This is a genomic window from Bacillus sp. WC2507, from assembly GCF_052656125.1.
In genome coordinates this window covers 2,570,648-2,587,664 of sequence record NZ_JBQXPN010000001.1, presented here as the reverse complement: position 1 = coordinate 2,587,664, position 17,017 = coordinate 2,570,648, and the positions used below count along the sequence as shown (strand labels likewise).

Sequence of the window (17,017 nt, the reverse complement as noted above, 5' to 3'; positions counted from 1 at the left end):
ATATTGTATATAATTTTCAGAAAGAAGGAATCTACATGCCAGTTAGAAGAATCGAACACGTTGGACTTATGGTCGCAAACTTAGAAACATCTATCGCTTTTTATGAAGAAGTAGTCGGCTTACAGCTCATTAAACGTATGGGACACCCGAACCCAGACTTAAAACTCGCTTTTTTAGGTGTAGAAGAATCAAAAGAGACGATACTCGAATTAATTGAAGGCTACAACTCTTCCCTTCCGGCAGAAGGAAAAGTACATCACATTTGCTTTAAAGTAGATTCATTAGAAGATGAAATTGAAAGAATTCAGAAACACGGCGTAACCTTTCTACTAGGAGAAGAAATTGAAACATTACCAGATGGAACACGTTACATATTCTTCGCTGGTCCTGATGGAGAATGGATTGAGTTTTTTGAGACGGAGAGATAAAGTGAAACTTTAGTCAGCCTACAATTAGCGGGATCATAACTTTATGATCCACATAAGGAGTAGAAACTGATGAATACAGTTTTTATTATCGTTTTTTGGGTACTTATATTATTTCCACTTCTTTATATAACCCTGATAAAGAAGTGGAATATAAAAGCAGCTGCCTTATTTGTTGGAAGAATTCTATTAAGCATTGTCCATTTTATAAATGGAATGGTGTTAGGAATGCAACGAAATTGGACAGAGCCTCCCTATGAAACAGAATAGGATTTCTTTATAAAGTCTTTATTAAACGGAAAAACTGATGCACTTATACACTTGTTACTTCTAATTATTATTGTCACATTCGACTCAATAATCTTATTTTATTATAGAAATAAAAAATTTAGGGTGTTTCCCTATTTCTTTCATCTTGGCTCATATTAATGCGTGGGAAACAACATAATTGATTATATGCCAAAACGACGACAAAAACGGACCTGTTATCAGATCTTTAATTGTTATTTTTCATATAATCTTTCTCCACCTCGATCAAGCTAACAAAAGTACATTTCATCTTACTTTCTCATTATATAGACTATACCAATTTCTCTTCTCACTTAATGGTTTCGTTTATGTTAAAAAAATAGAGCCTCAGGCACGAAATCCTGAGACTCTATTTTTATTTTAAAAAGGACAGCATAATTTTTTCTAACTCTTCTTTACTTAAACTATCTGTAAGAATTAGGACTTGATAAGCGCTATTCTTTCCTTTTGCAGGAACAATCATTTTCATTACTTTCATGTTATATTTTGTATTGTTTTCGGGACTTTCAGTTAAACTTATTTTTGTACCTTCTAATTCATAATTTGTTATCTTTTCATTATTTTCCACTCCCTCATTCAACGAATTTTTCCCTTGATCACGAACGGCTGATTGATGCACAACATACACAGAATCTTCATTTTGATATTGAGAAACAATATCCGGATATATCTTTTCCGTAGTCATCGGGGTTTGAACATCTTCTCCAGTTAGTTTATACCCTTTTACTACATAAGTTGGTGTCTTAATTGGAAAATCAAGATATTTCTGTGCTTCCTTTTTAGATAATCTAAAATGCGAATAAATTTTCTGTCTAAATGGTCCAATTTCTTCAACATTTTTCTCATATTTTTTTTGTTCTTCTGCGTTTAACTTTTCAGGGTTTCCTACTAACTTTACTTTTTTACCCAAAGTATATGCGTCTGTTTCTAATTCAATAAATCGCTCAAATTCCTCTTTCGTAAACAGATTTCGTGCCACTCCAAGTTCTGTAAGTAAAGTATTATACTCCCCTTCTGAAACAATAAATTCTGCTTCTGCCTGTTCTTTTGTGCCAATCATTTTTTCTACAATTTGTTGTATAGAAATATCGGTTTGTGTTTTTAATTCTTTCCTATTATTTTTCACTTCTATTTGTTGTTTCTCAGGATTAGTTGGCATATCAGCACGGGCATTTAATAAGGATACAGATGATACAGCAATAACTGCCACAGCTCCTAGCGCAGACCAACGATACGATTTTTTTTGGAATTTTTTAATCATTAGAATTCTCCTTTTTAACATCCTTTTGTTTTTACTGAAATTTGCCAAACTTGGTACTTGATAATAACTTGAATAATGTTCCAAAAGACTAATAATAGTATGTCCATACGCAATTTGTTCCTCTGCATCTATACATGTAAGAGCTAATGCGTCACATGCTAGTTCTTGATCTTCCCGCATACATGAGTAGGCATACCAAAGAATTGGATTAAACCAATTTAAAATGAGTAAGCCATGCATAAGCCAGTTCACACCAACATCTCTTCGCTTGATGTGAGCTAATTCATGATGGAAAATATATCGTAACTGTTGCTCATCTAATATTTTCATATGTACAGTTGATAATAACAACTTTGGCCAAATAAATCCGAATACTGTTGGACTGGAAACCTTTCCAGATACAAGTAAAGGGACATCTCGTTGGACAGACATAGATTGCTTACACTTTTCAAAAATCTGGACAATCTTCTCATCTGTAATAACAGGTTGCTTTTTTATGTAAAGTAGTAAACGCCTGTTCATTATAAAAGTAGCAAAGCTTAGAAGAATAACGCCTGTAAGCCAAATGTATATACAGATTGTATAGAATGGAACCGTCTCATCATCCTGCTTTTCATTATTGTGTGTTTGTGTCTTGTTTGCCTGATCATTTTGTGTTGAACTTGAGGTATAAGTATCTTCTTTTGTGGGAACCTTTGTATCGTCTATACCTTTCAATTCTTGCATGTGTTCTTTTGAAAGAAAAATAGTTACAGGGTTTCGGCTAGAAATGAATGCATCATCATTCTTGTAAGTAAGAACAGAATAGATACTATAGGAACTATCTGGGGACCAAGGTAATACAAGTCTTATTATTAATATGATCCATAGCATGTATTGCCAACGTGGAGTTAACTTATTTCCAAACAAGACCCTGATACATAAGATTAGGCCCACTAATATACTAGCCATAATAGAGGTCTCTATCAACCAATCGAAAAAATGAGGTAGATAGACATTAATAAACATTTCTATCATTATGATCTATCCTTCCTCTGATTTTCCTCAGTCTTCTCATCCAGTATACGTTTAAGTTCGTTAATGTCTTCTGAAGAAAGCTTTTCTTCTTTCAGGAAATTTACTAGCAAGGGCTTAAATGCTGCACCATAGAAACGTTTAAGCAAAGATTTTGTTTCTACTTGTAAATAACTATCTTGCGAAACCAAAGGATAATAAGCGTACATACGCCCTTTATCTTGATGGTAAGCAACTGCTTCTTTGTGAACTAATCGATTAATTAGTGTTCGAATCGTTTTGGGTTTCCAATCCATTTTCTTCTCCAACTCTTCAATCACTTCATTTGCCGTTTGTGGAGATTTTGACCACAGTACTTTCATTACTTCTAACTCAGCTTCTGAAATTTTAGGTAATTCTTTCATTAGTTTAAATTACACCTCCCTCGGATTACATTTGTAATCCGTAACTGAATATTACACTTGTAATCTCGCATTGTCAATCTTATTTTATATTTGTGAAATCCTTTCCTATGCCCATCAACATAAGGACGAAAAAAATTAACATAAGTATAAAACTTTATGTCCTCCTAATGAGACAAAAAAGTAGATGCTTCATAAATATTTTTTGTTACTAATTATAAAATTGAATTTTAATTTCACACTTAATTAGTATATTCCATTTTTTAAAAAGTACCCATTTTCTTGTTCCTATATCGAGACAAGAAAATGGGTACTAAATGCAATGTATCTGTAGATAATTCAGCATTTTACACTATAAAATAAGTTCCTACTTTCATGTCTTTTTACTCCCCTTTTTTGTTGTACAAGGACATGAAACTCCAAACTATTTAGACTAGAAATTCTAAAATAAGATTTTTAAATATAAAAGACCCAAAACATTAACAATTAGTTTTAGGTCTTTTTAAGTATTTCTGATCCAATTCTTAAATTATTAAGTCGAAAATATTGAACGATCTATAGTTAAAAATTATATACTTATTACTTCTCTTTCGGAAGTACAATTCTTTTATATAATTGAACTGTAATCAAGTAGTAAATCGAGTAAATCACTACAAAAATAACAAGTGGTAACCAAATGCGAGAGTACGGGTCGATTAAAAGAGGGCTAAACATGTTCATACCAACTAATATATGAGTAATCCCCACAATTGCTGGGAATAAGAATATGAAGAATAACTCTTTATAAATTGATTTTGTTAATAATTCTCGGCGGACACCAATTTTATGAAGCATTTGATAACGTGTTACATCTTTTGATGCTCCCGACAGAACTTTAAACATTAAGCAACTTGCCATCATTGCTAAAAATGCAATTCCAACGAAGAAACCCATAAACATTAGTCCGCTGGCAAAATCATGACTCATAATATATGTTTGATACTTACTACCCAATTCTTCCGCTTTCACATTTTTATATTTTGCTATCTGTAATTCATCAAGTTTTTTCCATTCTTTTATGTATGATCCAAAATCATCTGTTTTCCCCATAAACACAATACTTTCTTTACCCTTCAATCCATTGTATATGTTATAATCTACAATTTTCATTTCATAATCAGGATATAAATAATTGGGCTGGATCGTTCTGAAAGCCTGAATCCATTGTTTTGTGTCTGTCTCTCCTTCAGCCCGTTTTATTGAAAATGCACCAATAGGTATTTCCTCTGAAACTTTCTCTATTTTCATACCTTGCAAGAAAGGGCGATTTTTCTCTACATCTTCTTTAAGATAATAAACATACCTATCATCAACTTTGTAATGATATTCAAGTTTTTCTTGAAATAAGATACTATCCAAAATTGTCTTTTCTTCCGCTGTTGGATTATGAATGACTGAATCGTAAATTTGTATTTGATCTGTAATTTTTAGGATGTTGTTTTTAAATGCCATACCACAAGCAATTCCACCAGCACCAAGAGCCACTAAAATTGCTACTGTTGCAAGCACATTTGTTAGACTATTAATGCGGAAATTTAATTGTGCAAAAGTAAAAGCATTAAGGCCTTTTTCACTACGTTTTTTATTACTCTTTAGCTTGTTAATCATAACTGGAAGAAGTGATCCAAATATAAGGTAAGTACCAACGGTTGCTGAGATTAATCCAACGGCCATTAATCCCAAAACAATTAGCGAATTTGCATATGATATATAAATAAGTGATGCATAACCAATACCCAATAAAAGAATACCAAGGAATGCAACTACAACTGTCATTTTTCCTTTTATGGCAACACGTTCTGTTTGTTCATCAGCATGTACAAGTTGCAGTACTGAAATACGAGATAATTTAATACTATTCATAATTGCAGATAATACAAAGAGTGCAAAGAAGAAGATGCAAGTAATAGCTATAGATGGCAGATAAAATGCTTTATAACCTTCGCCAGCAAACTCGAGTTGTTTCATTAATAGCTGACCGATACCTTCTGCAAGTCCTACACCAATTGTAATTCCAATCAAAAGAGAGGTGGCACCTAATATGATTGTTTCGATAAACATAATTAATGTAACTTTATGCTTTTTTGCTCCTAACATCATATACATACCAAATTCTTTTTGACGAAGAGCTGATAAGAAAGAGTTTGCATATAAAATATAGAAAAATGTGATAATCGCTAACAAAACGGAACCAATTTTAAAGACAGCCACAATATCCCTAATAGAAGAGTTAGATTCAAGGAACGTTTTATTGGATGCTAGCGTTTGAAACATATAAAAAGTTGAAATAGAGACAATAAGACCAACAAGTAAAACAATGTAATCTTGCAACTTACTTTTTAGGCCTGACATAGAAAGCTTAAATAACATGATTGAACTTCCTTCCTTACGCTTTTTGTGTGCCCAAGTTTGCAAGCACGTCTAAAATTTCTTTATAGAATTCTTCACGGGTACCACCGCGATGAATTTCTTTATATAACTCACCATCTTGAATGAATAAAATACGCTGACAGTAACTTGCGCTGTAAGGATCATGCGTAACCATCATTATGGATACACCTTGCTCTTTATTTAGGCTTGTCATGGCATCAAGTAAACTCGTTGCATTTTTAGAATCTAGAGCTCCAGTCGGCTCGTCTCCCAAAATAATTGCTGGTTCATGAACTAACGCACGTGCAGCTGCGGAACGTTGCTTTTGTCCACCAGATACTTCAGAAGGATATTTTTGAAGTATAGCTGTAATGCCTAACATATCAGCTACTTTTTCTACTTTCTTTCCAATATTACGAGATGAAACACCTTGAAGTGAAAGTGGGAGTGCGATATTTTCATAGATAGATAAATTTTCTAATAAGTTAAAGTCTTGGAAAATGAACCCTAATTTTTGCGAACGGAAATCAGAAAGCTCACCTTGCTTCATTTTCGTAATATCCGTACCTGCAATTTCAACCATACCGCCCGTTGCTGTATCTAACGTTGAAATTACATTTAATAATGTTGTTTTACCAGAACCAGAAGGCCCCATAATACCAACAAACTCTCCCTCTTGAATAGAGAATGATACACCTTTTAACGCGTGTGATTGATTCTCACCTTTTTTACCGTACAATTTTTGAATGTTTTTTACATCTACAACTGGTTTTATCATATATATCCTCCTGCATTTTTTTATTTCATTACAATAAGCTACAATGAAATCTTTCCTTTTATCTTCTTTGCTCGCCTCATCACTTTGAATACACCCATGATAAACTATGAAAATTAGGAAACACCCCGTAAAATCCTTAAGATTTCTTAAGTTTTAAAAAAAGCTTATGGAACCTGTAGTTCCATAAGCTTTCTATCTAATTGGATGTTCAACAATAAAAGACATCCAACCATCTTTATATTCTGCATGTATATTACCATGATGAAGTTCAACAATTCTTTTTGAGATAGCAAGTCCCAGTCCATTTCCCTGGTCATCTTTTCTTGCCTTGTCCCCCCTGAAAAACCTTTCAAACAATTTATTTGGATCACTAACAGGCGGTTTCTCGACTTTATTTGACACTTTCAAAATTGCTTTGTTATCCATTAATGCAAGACATACGGATAATTCGGATGGTTTCATGCTGTACTTTATCGCATTCATAAAGAGATTTTCATATACACGTACCATTTTTTCCACATCTATGAAGATAGGTATTGTTTCTTCCGCGATAGATCTTTGAACGATTAAACTTTCCTTTTCAAATATAGGTATGTATTCTCCAACTATTTGTTCTAACAAACCTGATAAATCAACTTCATTAAGGTTTAACTTAGCATCTATACCTGATAAACGAGTATACTCAAACAGCTCATCAATTAAATATTTCAGTCTCTGTGACTTTGAATACGTGGTTTCAAGGTATTCCTGTAATTGTGTGTTACTGTTGTATTGCCCTCTTTTTAATAAATCTATATAGCCAATAATAGATGTTAAAGGTGTGCGTAAATCATGAGATACATTGGTGATAAGTTCATTTTTTGTACGTTCTAATCGTCTTTCTTGTTCAAATGTATTTTCCAATTCCTTAGACATATAGTTGATATTTTGAGCAAGTTGGGTCAATTCGTCCTTCCCCTTAACCCCAATTGTCAGACCTAGTTTTCCATTGGCAATATCATTCACATTATCAGAAATGAGCTTCAAATATACTATTTTCTTTCGAACCAATATTAAAAAAAGGATTATAAAGGTAAAGATTGCGAACGCGAATAAGAACAACAATGCCAAATTGAATTCAAACATACCAAATTCTTCGTGTTTTATAAATAATGGATCTATGACGTATGCCAAAATGAGGATTGTTAAACCAAATGAAATAAAAAAACTAACTGCAACAGCACCAAGAAGTTTTATAATGATCTTATTTCTAAAGCTAACACTTTTCATATTTTATATCCAATTCCCCAAACAGTTTTAATATAAATAGGATGTTTAGAATCCTCTTCAATTTTGTCTCTTATTTTTGTAATATGCACCATGACGGTATTATCTGATTTATAAAAAACTTCTTTCCAAACTGCTTCATATATTTTTGCTACACTCAGGACAATCCCTTTGTTACGGGCAAGTAATTCGAGAATAGCAAACTCTTTTGGAGTTAACCTTGTTTCTTTTCCTCTTACCCATACTTGACGTGTATCTGTATTTACGGTTAAGTCACCAATTTCTAGAATGCTTTTATTATGTTCTATGGACGTATTATATTTTTTAAACCTTCTTAATTGGGATTTTACCCTAGCGATTAATTCTAGTGGGTTAAACGGTTTTGATAAATAATCGTCTGCACCAGAGGCTAGGCCCTGAATTTTGTCTATATCCTCAGATTTTGCAGATAGCATAATGATAGGCATATTGCGATCTTCCCTAATTTTCATACATGCTTCAATGCCATCCATATTCGGCATCATAATATCTAAAATAATCAAATCAAATTCCTTTTCTTCTAACAGTTGTAAAGCTTGTATAGCATCTTCTGCCTTTTGAGTTTTTAGACCTTCATTTTCCAAATATACAGAGATTAGATTTCTAATCTCTTTATCATCATCAACAATAAGAATTTTTGACTCCATATTATTCCTCCACATTAAATGCAATAAGTATACAATAAAGCATATATTTGTTGTTACTTAATTAATAAACTTAATAGAGATGGTTTCTATCTTTTTTCTTTACTTAAGACGATTCTTTGTAAAATACATAAAAAGACCGTCACAGTATTGTGACGGAAAAACAGGAAAATTTCAATAACTAATTACTATTATTATTTATTTGTAGTTTTTAAGGCATCTAACGCTATTTTGGTTGCTTCTGCAATAAGCTTATCATCGTATTTAGCATCCTCTTTATCATGATTAGAAAGTATCGCAAGAACAATTGGCTTTTTATTTGGTGGCCAAATAATTGCGATATCATTTCTAGTTCCATAAGATCCCGAGCCAGTCTTATCAGCTACTTCCCATCCTCCTGGAACTCCGGCACGAATTAAGTTGTCTCCCGTAGTATTCCTTTTCATCCAATCTATTAATAAATTCCGTTTCTCAGTTGAAAGTACATCTCCTAGCGTGAAAGCCTGAAGACTAGTAGCTAATGCCTTTGGGGTACTAGTATCATGTACGTCTCCTGGATGCACTTCGTTTAATTCTGGTTCAAAACGTTCAGGGTTTGTAACGGTATCTCCTATTTCTCTCAGTGATTTTTTGAATTCACTAGGTCCACCTAATTGTTTAAGAATAAGATTCTGTGCAGTATTATCACTATATCGAAGGGAAGCATCTGCAAGCTCTTTCAGAGTCATACCCCTATCAACATACTTTTCTGTAATTGGATTGTAATTAACAAGATCTTCACGAGTATACAAAACTCTTTGATTTAGATCTTCTATTGATTTCTTTTGTAAAAGTACTCCCACAGCTAAAGCTTTGTGGGTAGATGCGTATGCAAACCGTTTATCTGATTGATACGTAACAGTTTGATTCGTATCAGTGTCCAATGCATAAATACCGAGTTTAGCATCAAATTCTTTTTCAAGTTTAGCAAAAGAATCATTACCAGTAGTTTCTTGTTTGATTTGATTTGTTTGTTTCGTTTGTTTAGGTGATTCAGATTGAGTATTACTATCGGAACAGCCTATAAGCGTTGCACATGAAAGAAATACTACAGGTACCATCTTTTTGTAATGTAAAATGTTAAAAAACTTGTTTAAGACTATCATACATTTTCAACCTCTTTCAAGAATATATGGTTTTTCTAGGTGTTATACATATCGATACAATTAAAGAGTGTATCGGATATCACTCTTCTTGCATCTCACTTTTCATAAAATGAGCGAACTATCATGAGCCCCTGTTTTATACGTATACTTAATAGACAACCTAAGCAACAAGTTTGTTCCATTTTTATCAGTAGTCGTATCTAGAAACCTAAAAAAGTCCATTTAGAAGATTTAAATGGACTTTTTCACTCATATCATACTATCTATAGTTAAACAAATAAGATTAAATACATTTAAATTTCCTTGTTTTATCTAATAAACTGTTTAGGCATTTCTTTAACGTGCTTATCATCATCACGCCAATCATAGGTTTCTTTCTGTGAAATATCTAAAGTTTGATCTCCAATTCTAACAATATTCTTATTTATCCATTCAATATATGGATCGGTATCTGGATAGTTCCAATATATATTTTTCTCTGAATCTGTATCAAGATTAACTAATTCACCCCTAACAGCATCCGCACTTAATGATCCTGCATTATGAAAATAAGTCTTGATGAGATATTTTCCATCTGGAGATTTCACTGTTCGAATTAATTCACCTTTTGGAACACCTTGCAAACTAAAAAATTTCCAATATCCAAATCCAATTATAATTACTAACATAGTAAGTATAGTTAGTAATACATTTCTTTTTGTTTTTTTAATTTCACCTTTTGTATTTATAATACTCATTCAACTCCATTCCATAGAACGAATACCATATTATACCATTAAATAAATGGTATAATATATCAAAAATAAAAATCCTCCCGTAATAGTATTATAAAAAGAGCATGTGATGGTCTCTCTATTTATAAAGTGAAACTTTAATCCCCCTCACCAGTCGGGCTGCCCGTTAATACGGGATAAACATGAAAATTCCCATTTAGGAAAAATCAAAAAAATCAGACAGTATACTTGCATTGCTCTTCGCAAGAGAATATACTAATAAAGCAGGCTATGACGTTCCTTCCTTCTAACTTCTTTGGCGAAATAGGGATGTTCCTTTCCTGCTAAACACATAGGCTATGACAATTCTTCCTTCTTTGTAGAAATTTCAAATTGTTTTAGAGTTGTCAATTCCCTATGAAAAATAATTAGACTATAAAACCTCTTTCTTCTTTGGTACTGAATAAACTTTAGTTTATCAAACCATTGATGTAGAGGTTTTCTTTTCTTAATTAACAAATTACCACTTAACAACTAAATGTTATACCCCTAATTTTTCACTAAAAAATAGCTATGTACCCTCTGTGCATTTCTCTACAATTAGTGTGTTTATGCATGTAAAAATAAAAATCTACCACTGAAAGGAGGACAGTCAGACTATTCCCCTCTTTTATAAGGAGTGAATAGCTGGCGTTCTCATGAAAAATTCTATTTATATAAGAAGAAGTTTGAAAGTAATTATAAAAAGAGAAGAAAATAAACTACCGAACATTTATTTAGCCACTGTTTTAAAAAACTTGGAAAGTTTAGGATTTACTTTTTCCGAGCCTTTAATAGAAGAGTTGCAAACACTTTCGGTTGATGCATTCACATCGTTTTACAAAGAGTTGGTAAAACATTTAAAAGAAATGGTTGGAGCACATTTTCAGTTTACTCCTATGTATCCAAACTTTCCGCAACAAATGATGGATTTAAGTGACGCTGATTTATACATCAATGCCATTATTCATTATGTGACGTTGCACCTACCTGTATCAAAAATAGAAGAACGACTTCCTCTTTTAGATAGCGTTGATTTGAAAGTTATTGACTTAGGAAGTGAAGAAGATTTCAATCAAATGATTTCTCAATTGATTAGTGCAAACAGCTCTATTTCCTCAACTGATAAGACAGATGTAGAATGGGCTATTACACACACTGAAGATGTTTCCTGTTTTCTACCTAATGTAATTCCTCATAAGGAAAATATGTCTTTTATAATTGGGGTTTTATTAATAAACAGAAAAATATCAGCCGATGCTGCTGCAAAGTATTTTAAAACAGCAACTGATGTTCTTCGCCTTGCAGTTGCTTTATCTGAAGGCGATGTGAGTTTAGCATCCTCCGTTCGATTCAAGAAGTTTAACCGAGCAGAAAGACGCTTCCTTTTAGGATTGTTAGAACAATGCGGAAACATTACCGAAGATATGCTTCGATACAAAAAACGTTGGATTCGTTTAGGTGAAATTCTTCATCCAGCAGAATATCATACTCGTTTCTCCAAAACCCACCGAGCATTTGAGATTCTTCGCAACAACATTAAAGTTGAAACATTTAATGGAAAAATAGAAGCAGCTTTGTTGAATCGTGATATCATGACAGCGAAAAATCTTTTAAAAACTCGCCCGGGGGAATTTGCCAGACGCTTGGATCATTTAATCCGTTTATGTAGTGATAAGTCAACAGATGTTTTCAATATTCTCGAAGATTTTCTAAGTATAATAGGAAACGTTTCTACTCCTGTATTACTTCAACTCACGGCTCATTTTAAGCATCGAAATGATAAAAATGAATTTCGTACCTTTTTTCCAAAAGGAAATGTAGCAAAAGCTATAGGTATTGAAAATACACTTCCATTTATCTCAGAGGATATTTGTTTAATGATTGTAAAAATGTGTGAAGATACTTTAAAAAATCGCTTCGCAGAACTTCCAAGTCTCGGAAAAGTATTTTTGGATGAACAGTTAAAAAATCACTTAGTTCCCTTCTCTCAACGTTCAGCCAGCAAAGCGCTTCGCACATTATCTCGAGGAAGTAAAGTAGATTTGCCAGAAGGAGATACGATTCGTTTTTTCCTATGGTGGAAAGAAGGCTATGTGAATGGACAACATACAGGACGCGTTGACATTGATTTGTCTGCTGCAATGTACGACGAAGATTGGCAATACAAAGAACATGTATCCTTCACAAACTTACGTTCAAAAAATTTCAAAGCCTACCATAGCGGAGATATTACTTCTGCACCAAAGGGGGCATCTGAATTCATTGATTTCGATATTCCGTCTGTGCTGAAATACGGTGGACGCTATGTAGTCATGACTTTGCTTTCTTACACAGACCAACCATATAAAGATTTACCAGAATGCTTTACTGGTTGGATGGTTCGTCAATATCCTGGTTCAGGTGAAATATTTGAACCTTCTACTGTTCAAGATAAAGTGGATATTACTGCCGACACCCAAATATCTATTCCAGTTATCTTAGACTTAAAGGAACGAAAATTGATTTGGACAGATTTGTCTCTTACAAGAGATCTAACTTATGATAATACCATCGAGGCTAATCAAAAAGGTATGATACTAGTTGGAAAGGCTTTTACTAATTTAGTTAAACCGAATTTATATGATTTGTTCCGATTACATATTGAAGCTAGAGGTGAACTCGTTCAAGACATCGAAGAAGCAGAAAGCATTTTTTCTTTGGATAAAGGGATTACTCCTTTTGATATCGAAAAAATAATATCTGATTTTATCGCTGACCCACAAGACTAACTACATTACAAACATTGATAATGTGTGGAAAATATCCATGTATAATGTCTATGTGAAACAGGACCTGATAGATGAATATCAGGTCCTGTTTTTTTATTTAGTAGATACTAAATAGTCCGGTTAATCACTATTCATCTAAATACACTATACTAATAAAGTGAAATTTATTCGAAAGAAGTTCATTAGTTAATATGTATCTAATTAAGAAACATTCATATACCAGCCCAAACATCTTTTCCATATCGCCCTTCATCTTGCACACGATCCAACCAATTCCTTGCTTCTTGTTCACTGACTTCATGAATTTCTTGATATGCTTGACAAAGGGTATCTTCTACATCCGGAGCCATTTTACTTCCATCACCACATATATAAAGATGAGCCCCATTATCTAATAACGAAATGATATTGATTCTATCTTGTTTTATTAAATGCTGCACATATGTTTTAGGATGTCCTTCTAAGCGAGAAAAAGCTGTGTGTAAAGAGATTAATCCATCTCTTTCATCATTTTCTAGTTCTGTACGATAGAGATAATCCTTTTCAGGATGACGACAACCAAAATATAGATGTGCTTGTCCTAAGTTCATACCTTTTTGCTTTTGAACACGACGCGCTTGCAAGAATCCACGGAATGGTGCAATTCCAGTCCCTGGCCCAACCATGATAATTGGTGTTTCTGGGTTTTCAGGTAATTGAAAGTTTGATTGTGGCGTTCGAATGAAACAGATAATCTCATCTTTATTATGACGCTGAGCTAAATAATTAGAAGCCACTCCTTCATATGTCCCTTCCCCACTCCATGCAGGTGCATGAACAACACCAACCGTAATGCTCAAACGACCCTGTGCAACGAGTGGAGAGCTCGAAATAGAATAGTAACGCGGTTTAAGCGCAGGAAGAAGTTCTAAAAAGCGTTCAAATCGGATTTCACAAGCCTCATACTTTTCAAGAAGATCCAACATTGAAATACGTTTCTTTAATATTTGTTCATGATAAACTCCTTCTTCCAATAATGATTCCAATTCCTTTTTATGAGGAGGGCATGCTGTGAATGTCACCATTTCCCGTATTTGTGCTCGAGTGGCTGCTTCTTGAACTTCAACACTATAACTAAGAAGCTCAATTAAACTAACAGGACTGTCTAAAGGTATGTGATTTACACTGCGTCCACTTGCGCTCAGTATGACTTGATCCTTCCCATTTAATCCAAAGCGTTTTAAAATTCGGTTGACATTTTTCTGGCTATTAATTGGCAGCACCCCAAGATGGTCTCCTTCTTGATACGTAGCGCCTTCTGGCAAGGATATCTCGATATGTCGCGTGCTTCTATCACTACTGGATGATTGGAGTTCACGATTTTCCAATACAGATGCATAAACTGCTTCATATGTTCGCGCAAGAGGAGATCCTCCAAGACGACTGACAAATTGTAAACTTAATGTACTGCGTTCTTTCTCCATGTTTTTGTTGAGTTCCAATCCAAATGCCTTCATCGCATCAGACCACATGCTTTGTTTCCATTGCTCGAGTTGTTCCTCGAAATCACCACTTGCATCCGCTTCTCCACGTGTAGAAAATCTTGTTGCTCCTTTTTGAGCCATTTGCTCATCAATGTATCTTGGAATTCTCTGATAGGTACTAGCCCAATTATGATCTCCACAACCAAAAACTGCGTATTGAACACCTTTTAGCTCATCCGGTTTTAATTCCTCCAACCATTGCACAAACTGCCCTGCATTACTTGGTGGTTTTCCATTATAAGAAGAAGTTACAATAAGAACCGCCCCTTCTTTTGGCAGACTTCCAATTCGATCGTTAAGAGCTACCACTTCCGTTTGAACACCTTCTAAACTAGCTGTATCTGCTAGTTCTCTTGCAATACCTTCTGCTACCCCTGTATCCGAGCCATACAGAACAAGAAGCGAAAGATTATCGGCTCCAATAATAGAAGGAGTCTTCTGAACTTGCTGTTCGATTTCATGGTTTTTCAGCTTTTCCTCTATAGGTGCAAGAACAGTAGGATGGCTGATAGTTTGATTTCGGGGTAGAATCCTAATCTTAAAATCACCGGGCTTTAGCGTTAATGTTTGTTTTACGTCCAGCTGATAGTCTTGATAATCGATTAATTCAAAATGTTGAAGAAGCATTCCCATTACGAGTGTGGCTTCATGAAGTGCAAACTGCATACCGATACATGCTCGTTGACCATTTCCAAATGGCTTATAAGCATGATGAGGAACCTTATCCAACTCTTCAAATCGTTCAGGTTGGAATTCTTCCACATTATCTCCCCACGCGTCTTTATCCCTATGTAGCTGTGGAATAAGAACAGAAATACGATCTTCTCCTTTTTTAATTGGATATTTCCCACCAATCACTGTATCTTCTTTTGCATAGAGACTGAATGCTGGAGCAGTAGGCCATAGACGTAGCGATTCATTTAAAATCATCCGGATATACTTAAGTTTCATAACTTGTTGGTATGTTGGAGTAGGATCTGTCAAAACACGATCTACTTCTTCATAGGCTTTTTTCAATTTATCTGGATTCTTTAATAAAAAATAGATTGCAAAAGATAACAATCCACTTGTTGTCTCATGCCCAGCTATTAAAAAAGTGATAATTTGAAAACGAATATTTTCATCATCTAATTTTTCACCAGTTTCCGGATCCTGCACATTTAACATACGGGAAAGTAAATCATTTTCTTCCTGATTTCCACTACTTTTACGTTCAGCAATAATATTATCTACTAAAGAAAACATGGATTGAATATCATGCTGAAATTGACGTTTCGTTCTCCACATGAGTTTGTCTTCTATATCCAGTCGCTGTAATTGGTGCATCGCCTCATCTAGAGCACGGGTCATGCTAGTGATAAAAGGATGAGAGGTCTCACGATAAAAGCTATTGAATCGGTAATTAAAACCACACAGACCAATTGTATCTAATGTAAGGCGAGTCATATCCTCCGGAACATCCACGTTTTCATTTGGATTAAGCCGTGCCCATTTTTGAACGAGTTGTACGGCAATATCGACCATCATGGCATGGTAATCTTTCATTGCCCGTTGGCTGAATGTAGGCATCAAAATATTATGAGCTTTTTTCCAGTTAGGCTCGTGAGTCTCGCTTGTAAATAATCCGTCTCCAGCAAAGGCACGAACCTTTGCTAAAGCACCCTCTATACTTTTATCGAACCGTGTTTCGTCACAGACTTCTGCTACCAGTTCATGTCCAGAAACGACAATGATGGTATCACTTAAAGTTTGAATTCGAAAAATGGGACCATACTCTTCCGCCAACTTGATAAACGATAAGGTCGGTTTATCTTTATCGATTAATGGGAGATTCCCCAGCGGTCCATATGTTTTCGGCTGAGGAATGGCAGATACTTTTTTATCCATTAAAAACACCCTTTCAAAAAAGCATGAAATAAAATATCCCATTCAATACAAAGAAGATAACATTGAATCGCCTGGGATAAAGATATGTAATTGATTACCTTATTTTATCTTTTCCCTAACTATTCACGATTATGATATTGCTTATAAGGTTGGTAATCTAAGTTGTTTGTTGACATTAGATTTATAACTTGCAGAAAAAAAATACTAAATGAAAATGAAGCGTATTATTATTATGTTTATCAGAAATTGAGAGCTAAAGATTGTAGTATTTGGAAAATCAGTAATTTCTAATGTCTATTCAAACAAATACGATAAGCAAGTATACTGCGTTACTAGTGAAAAAGGATCTGATATGAATATCAGATCCTTTTCACTATGTGTAATTATTTCACT

General features: G+C 34.0%; 11 protein-coding genes and 1 pseudogene. 3 read left to right on the top strand and 9 right to left on the bottom strand.

All coding sequences use genetic code 11. From position 1 onward, the window contains the following. Positions 1-35: 35 nt before the first annotated feature. Complete coding sequence (locus ACUN28_RS13840; RefSeq protein WP_001145272.1) at positions 36-428, top strand: VOC family protein; 393 nt, start codon at positions 36-38, stop codon at positions 426-428. Between the two features lie 69 nt (positions 429-497). Next, a pseudogene (locus ACUN28_RS13835) lies at positions 498-854 on the top strand (hypothetical protein). Positions 855-1,089: 235 nt separating this feature from the next. Here ACUN28_RS13835 and ACUN28_RS13830 read toward each other — a convergent pair. The 8 genes from ACUN28_RS13830 to ACUN28_RS13795 all read right to left on the bottom strand — a co-directional run bounded on the left by ACUN28_RS13830 (position 1,090) and on the right by ACUN28_RS13795 (position 10,428). Further along, complete coding sequence (locus ACUN28_RS13830; protein WP_016087235.1) at positions 1,090-3,012, bottom strand: M56 family metallopeptidase; 1,923 nt, start codon at positions 3,010-3,012, stop codon at positions 1,090-1,092. After that, positions 3,012-3,413, bottom strand: a complete 402-nt coding sequence (locus ACUN28_RS13825) for a BlaI/MecI/CopY family transcriptional regulator (protein ID WP_000661427.1) — start codon at positions 3,411-3,413, stop codon at positions 3,012-3,014. The genes ACUN28_RS13830 and ACUN28_RS13825 overlap by 1 nt, the downstream gene beginning before the upstream one ends. 576 nt (positions 3,414-3,989) lie before the next feature. Continuing rightward, complete coding sequence (locus ACUN28_RS13820) at positions 3,990-5,819, bottom strand: FtsX-like permease family protein (RefSeq protein ID WP_016087234.1); 1,830 nt, start codon at positions 5,817-5,819, stop codon at positions 3,990-3,992. Positions 5,820-5,835: 16 nt separating this feature from the next. Further along, positions 5,836-6,597 carry an ABC transporter ATP-binding protein gene (locus ACUN28_RS13815; RefSeq protein WP_016087233.1) on the bottom strand — a complete coding sequence of 254 codons (762 nt, stop codon included), beginning with the start codon at positions 6,595-6,597 and terminating at the stop codon, positions 5,836-5,838. 192 nt (positions 6,598-6,789) lie between these two features. Continuing rightward, the gene (locus ACUN28_RS13810; RefSeq protein WP_016087232.1) at positions 6,790-7,866 is read right to left on the bottom strand and encodes a HAMP domain-containing sensor histidine kinase; all 1,077 of its coding nucleotides are present in this window, start codon (positions 7,864-7,866) and stop codon (positions 6,790-6,792) included. Continuing rightward, a complete protein-coding gene (locus tag ACUN28_RS13805) occupies positions 7,863-8,549 on the bottom strand; it encodes a response regulator transcription factor (RefSeq protein ID WP_016081007.1) in 687 nt (228 codons plus the stop codon). Before ACUN28_RS13805 ends, ACUN28_RS13810 begins: the two co-directional genes overlap by 4 nt. Positions 8,550-8,740: 191 nt before the next feature. Continuing rightward, the gene (gene bla, locus ACUN28_RS13800; protein WP_016087231.1) at positions 8,741-9,691 is read right to left on the bottom strand and encodes a class A beta-lactamase; all 951 of its coding nucleotides are present in this window, start codon (positions 9,689-9,691) and stop codon (positions 8,741-8,743) included. Between the two features lie 308 nt (positions 9,692-9,999). Next, entirely contained in the window at positions 10,000-10,428 is a 429-nt protein-coding gene (locus ACUN28_RS13795; protein ID WP_016087230.1) for a DUF5412 domain-containing protein, read from the bottom strand. 674 nt (positions 10,429-11,102) lie between these two features. On the opposite strand from ACUN28_RS13795, the gene ACUN28_RS13790 reads away from it, so the two are divergent. Next, positions 11,103-13,214 (top strand): TerD family protein, encoded by a 2,112-nt coding sequence (locus ACUN28_RS13790; RefSeq protein ID WP_033660093.1) that lies wholly within the window; start codon positions 11,103-11,105, stop codon positions 13,212-13,214. A gap of 212 nt (positions 13,215-13,426) precedes the next feature. On the opposite strand, the gene cypD is transcribed toward ACUN28_RS13790, so the two are convergent. Next, positions 13,427-16,624: a bifunctional P-450/NADPH--P450 reductase gene (gene cypD / locus ACUN28_RS13785; RefSeq protein WP_016087228.1), complete on the bottom strand. Its 3,198-nt coding sequence runs from the start codon at positions 16,622-16,624 to the stop codon at positions 13,427-13,429. Between the last annotated feature and the right edge of the window lie 393 nt (positions 16,625-17,017).

Coding starts and splice junctions, on each gene's coding strand:
- ACUN28_RS13840 (WP_001145272.1), top strand. CDS start 36: ATGCCAGTTAGAAGAATCGAACACGTTGGACTTATGGTCGCAAACTTA.
- ACUN28_RS13830 (WP_016087235.1), bottom strand. CDS start 3,012: ATGATAGAAATGTTTATTAATGTCTATCTACCTCATTTTTTCGATTGG.
- ACUN28_RS13825 (WP_000661427.1), bottom strand. CDS start 3,413: ATGAAAGAATTACCTAAAATTTCAGAAGCTGAGTTAGAAGTAATGAAA.
- ACUN28_RS13820 (WP_016087234.1), bottom strand. CDS start 5,819: ATGTTATTTAAGCTTTCTATGTCAGGCCTAAAAAGTAAGTTGCAAGAT.
- ACUN28_RS13815 (WP_016087233.1), bottom strand. CDS start 6,597: ATGATAAAACCAGTTGTAGATGTAAAAAACATTCAAAAATTGTACGGT.
- ACUN28_RS13810 (WP_016087232.1), bottom strand. CDS start 7,866: ATGAAAAGTGTTAGCTTTAGAAATAAGATCATTATAAAACTTCTTGGT.
- ACUN28_RS13805 (WP_016081007.1), bottom strand. CDS start 8,549: ATGGAGTCAAAAATTCTTATTGTTGATGATGATAAAGAGATTAGAAAT.
- bla (WP_016087231.1), bottom strand. CDS start 9,691: ATGATAGTCTTAAACAAGTTTTTTAACATTTTACATTACAAAAAGATG.
- ACUN28_RS13795 (WP_016087230.1), bottom strand. CDS start 10,428: ATGAGTATTATAAATACAAAAGGTGAAATTAAAAAAACAAAAAGAAAT.
- ACUN28_RS13790 (WP_033660093.1), top strand. CDS start 11,103: ATGAAAAATTCTATTTATATAAGAAGAAGTTTGAAAGTAATTATAAAA.
- cypD (WP_016087228.1), bottom strand. CDS start 16,624: ATGGATAAAAAAGTATCTGCCATTCCTCAGCCGAAAACATATGGACCG.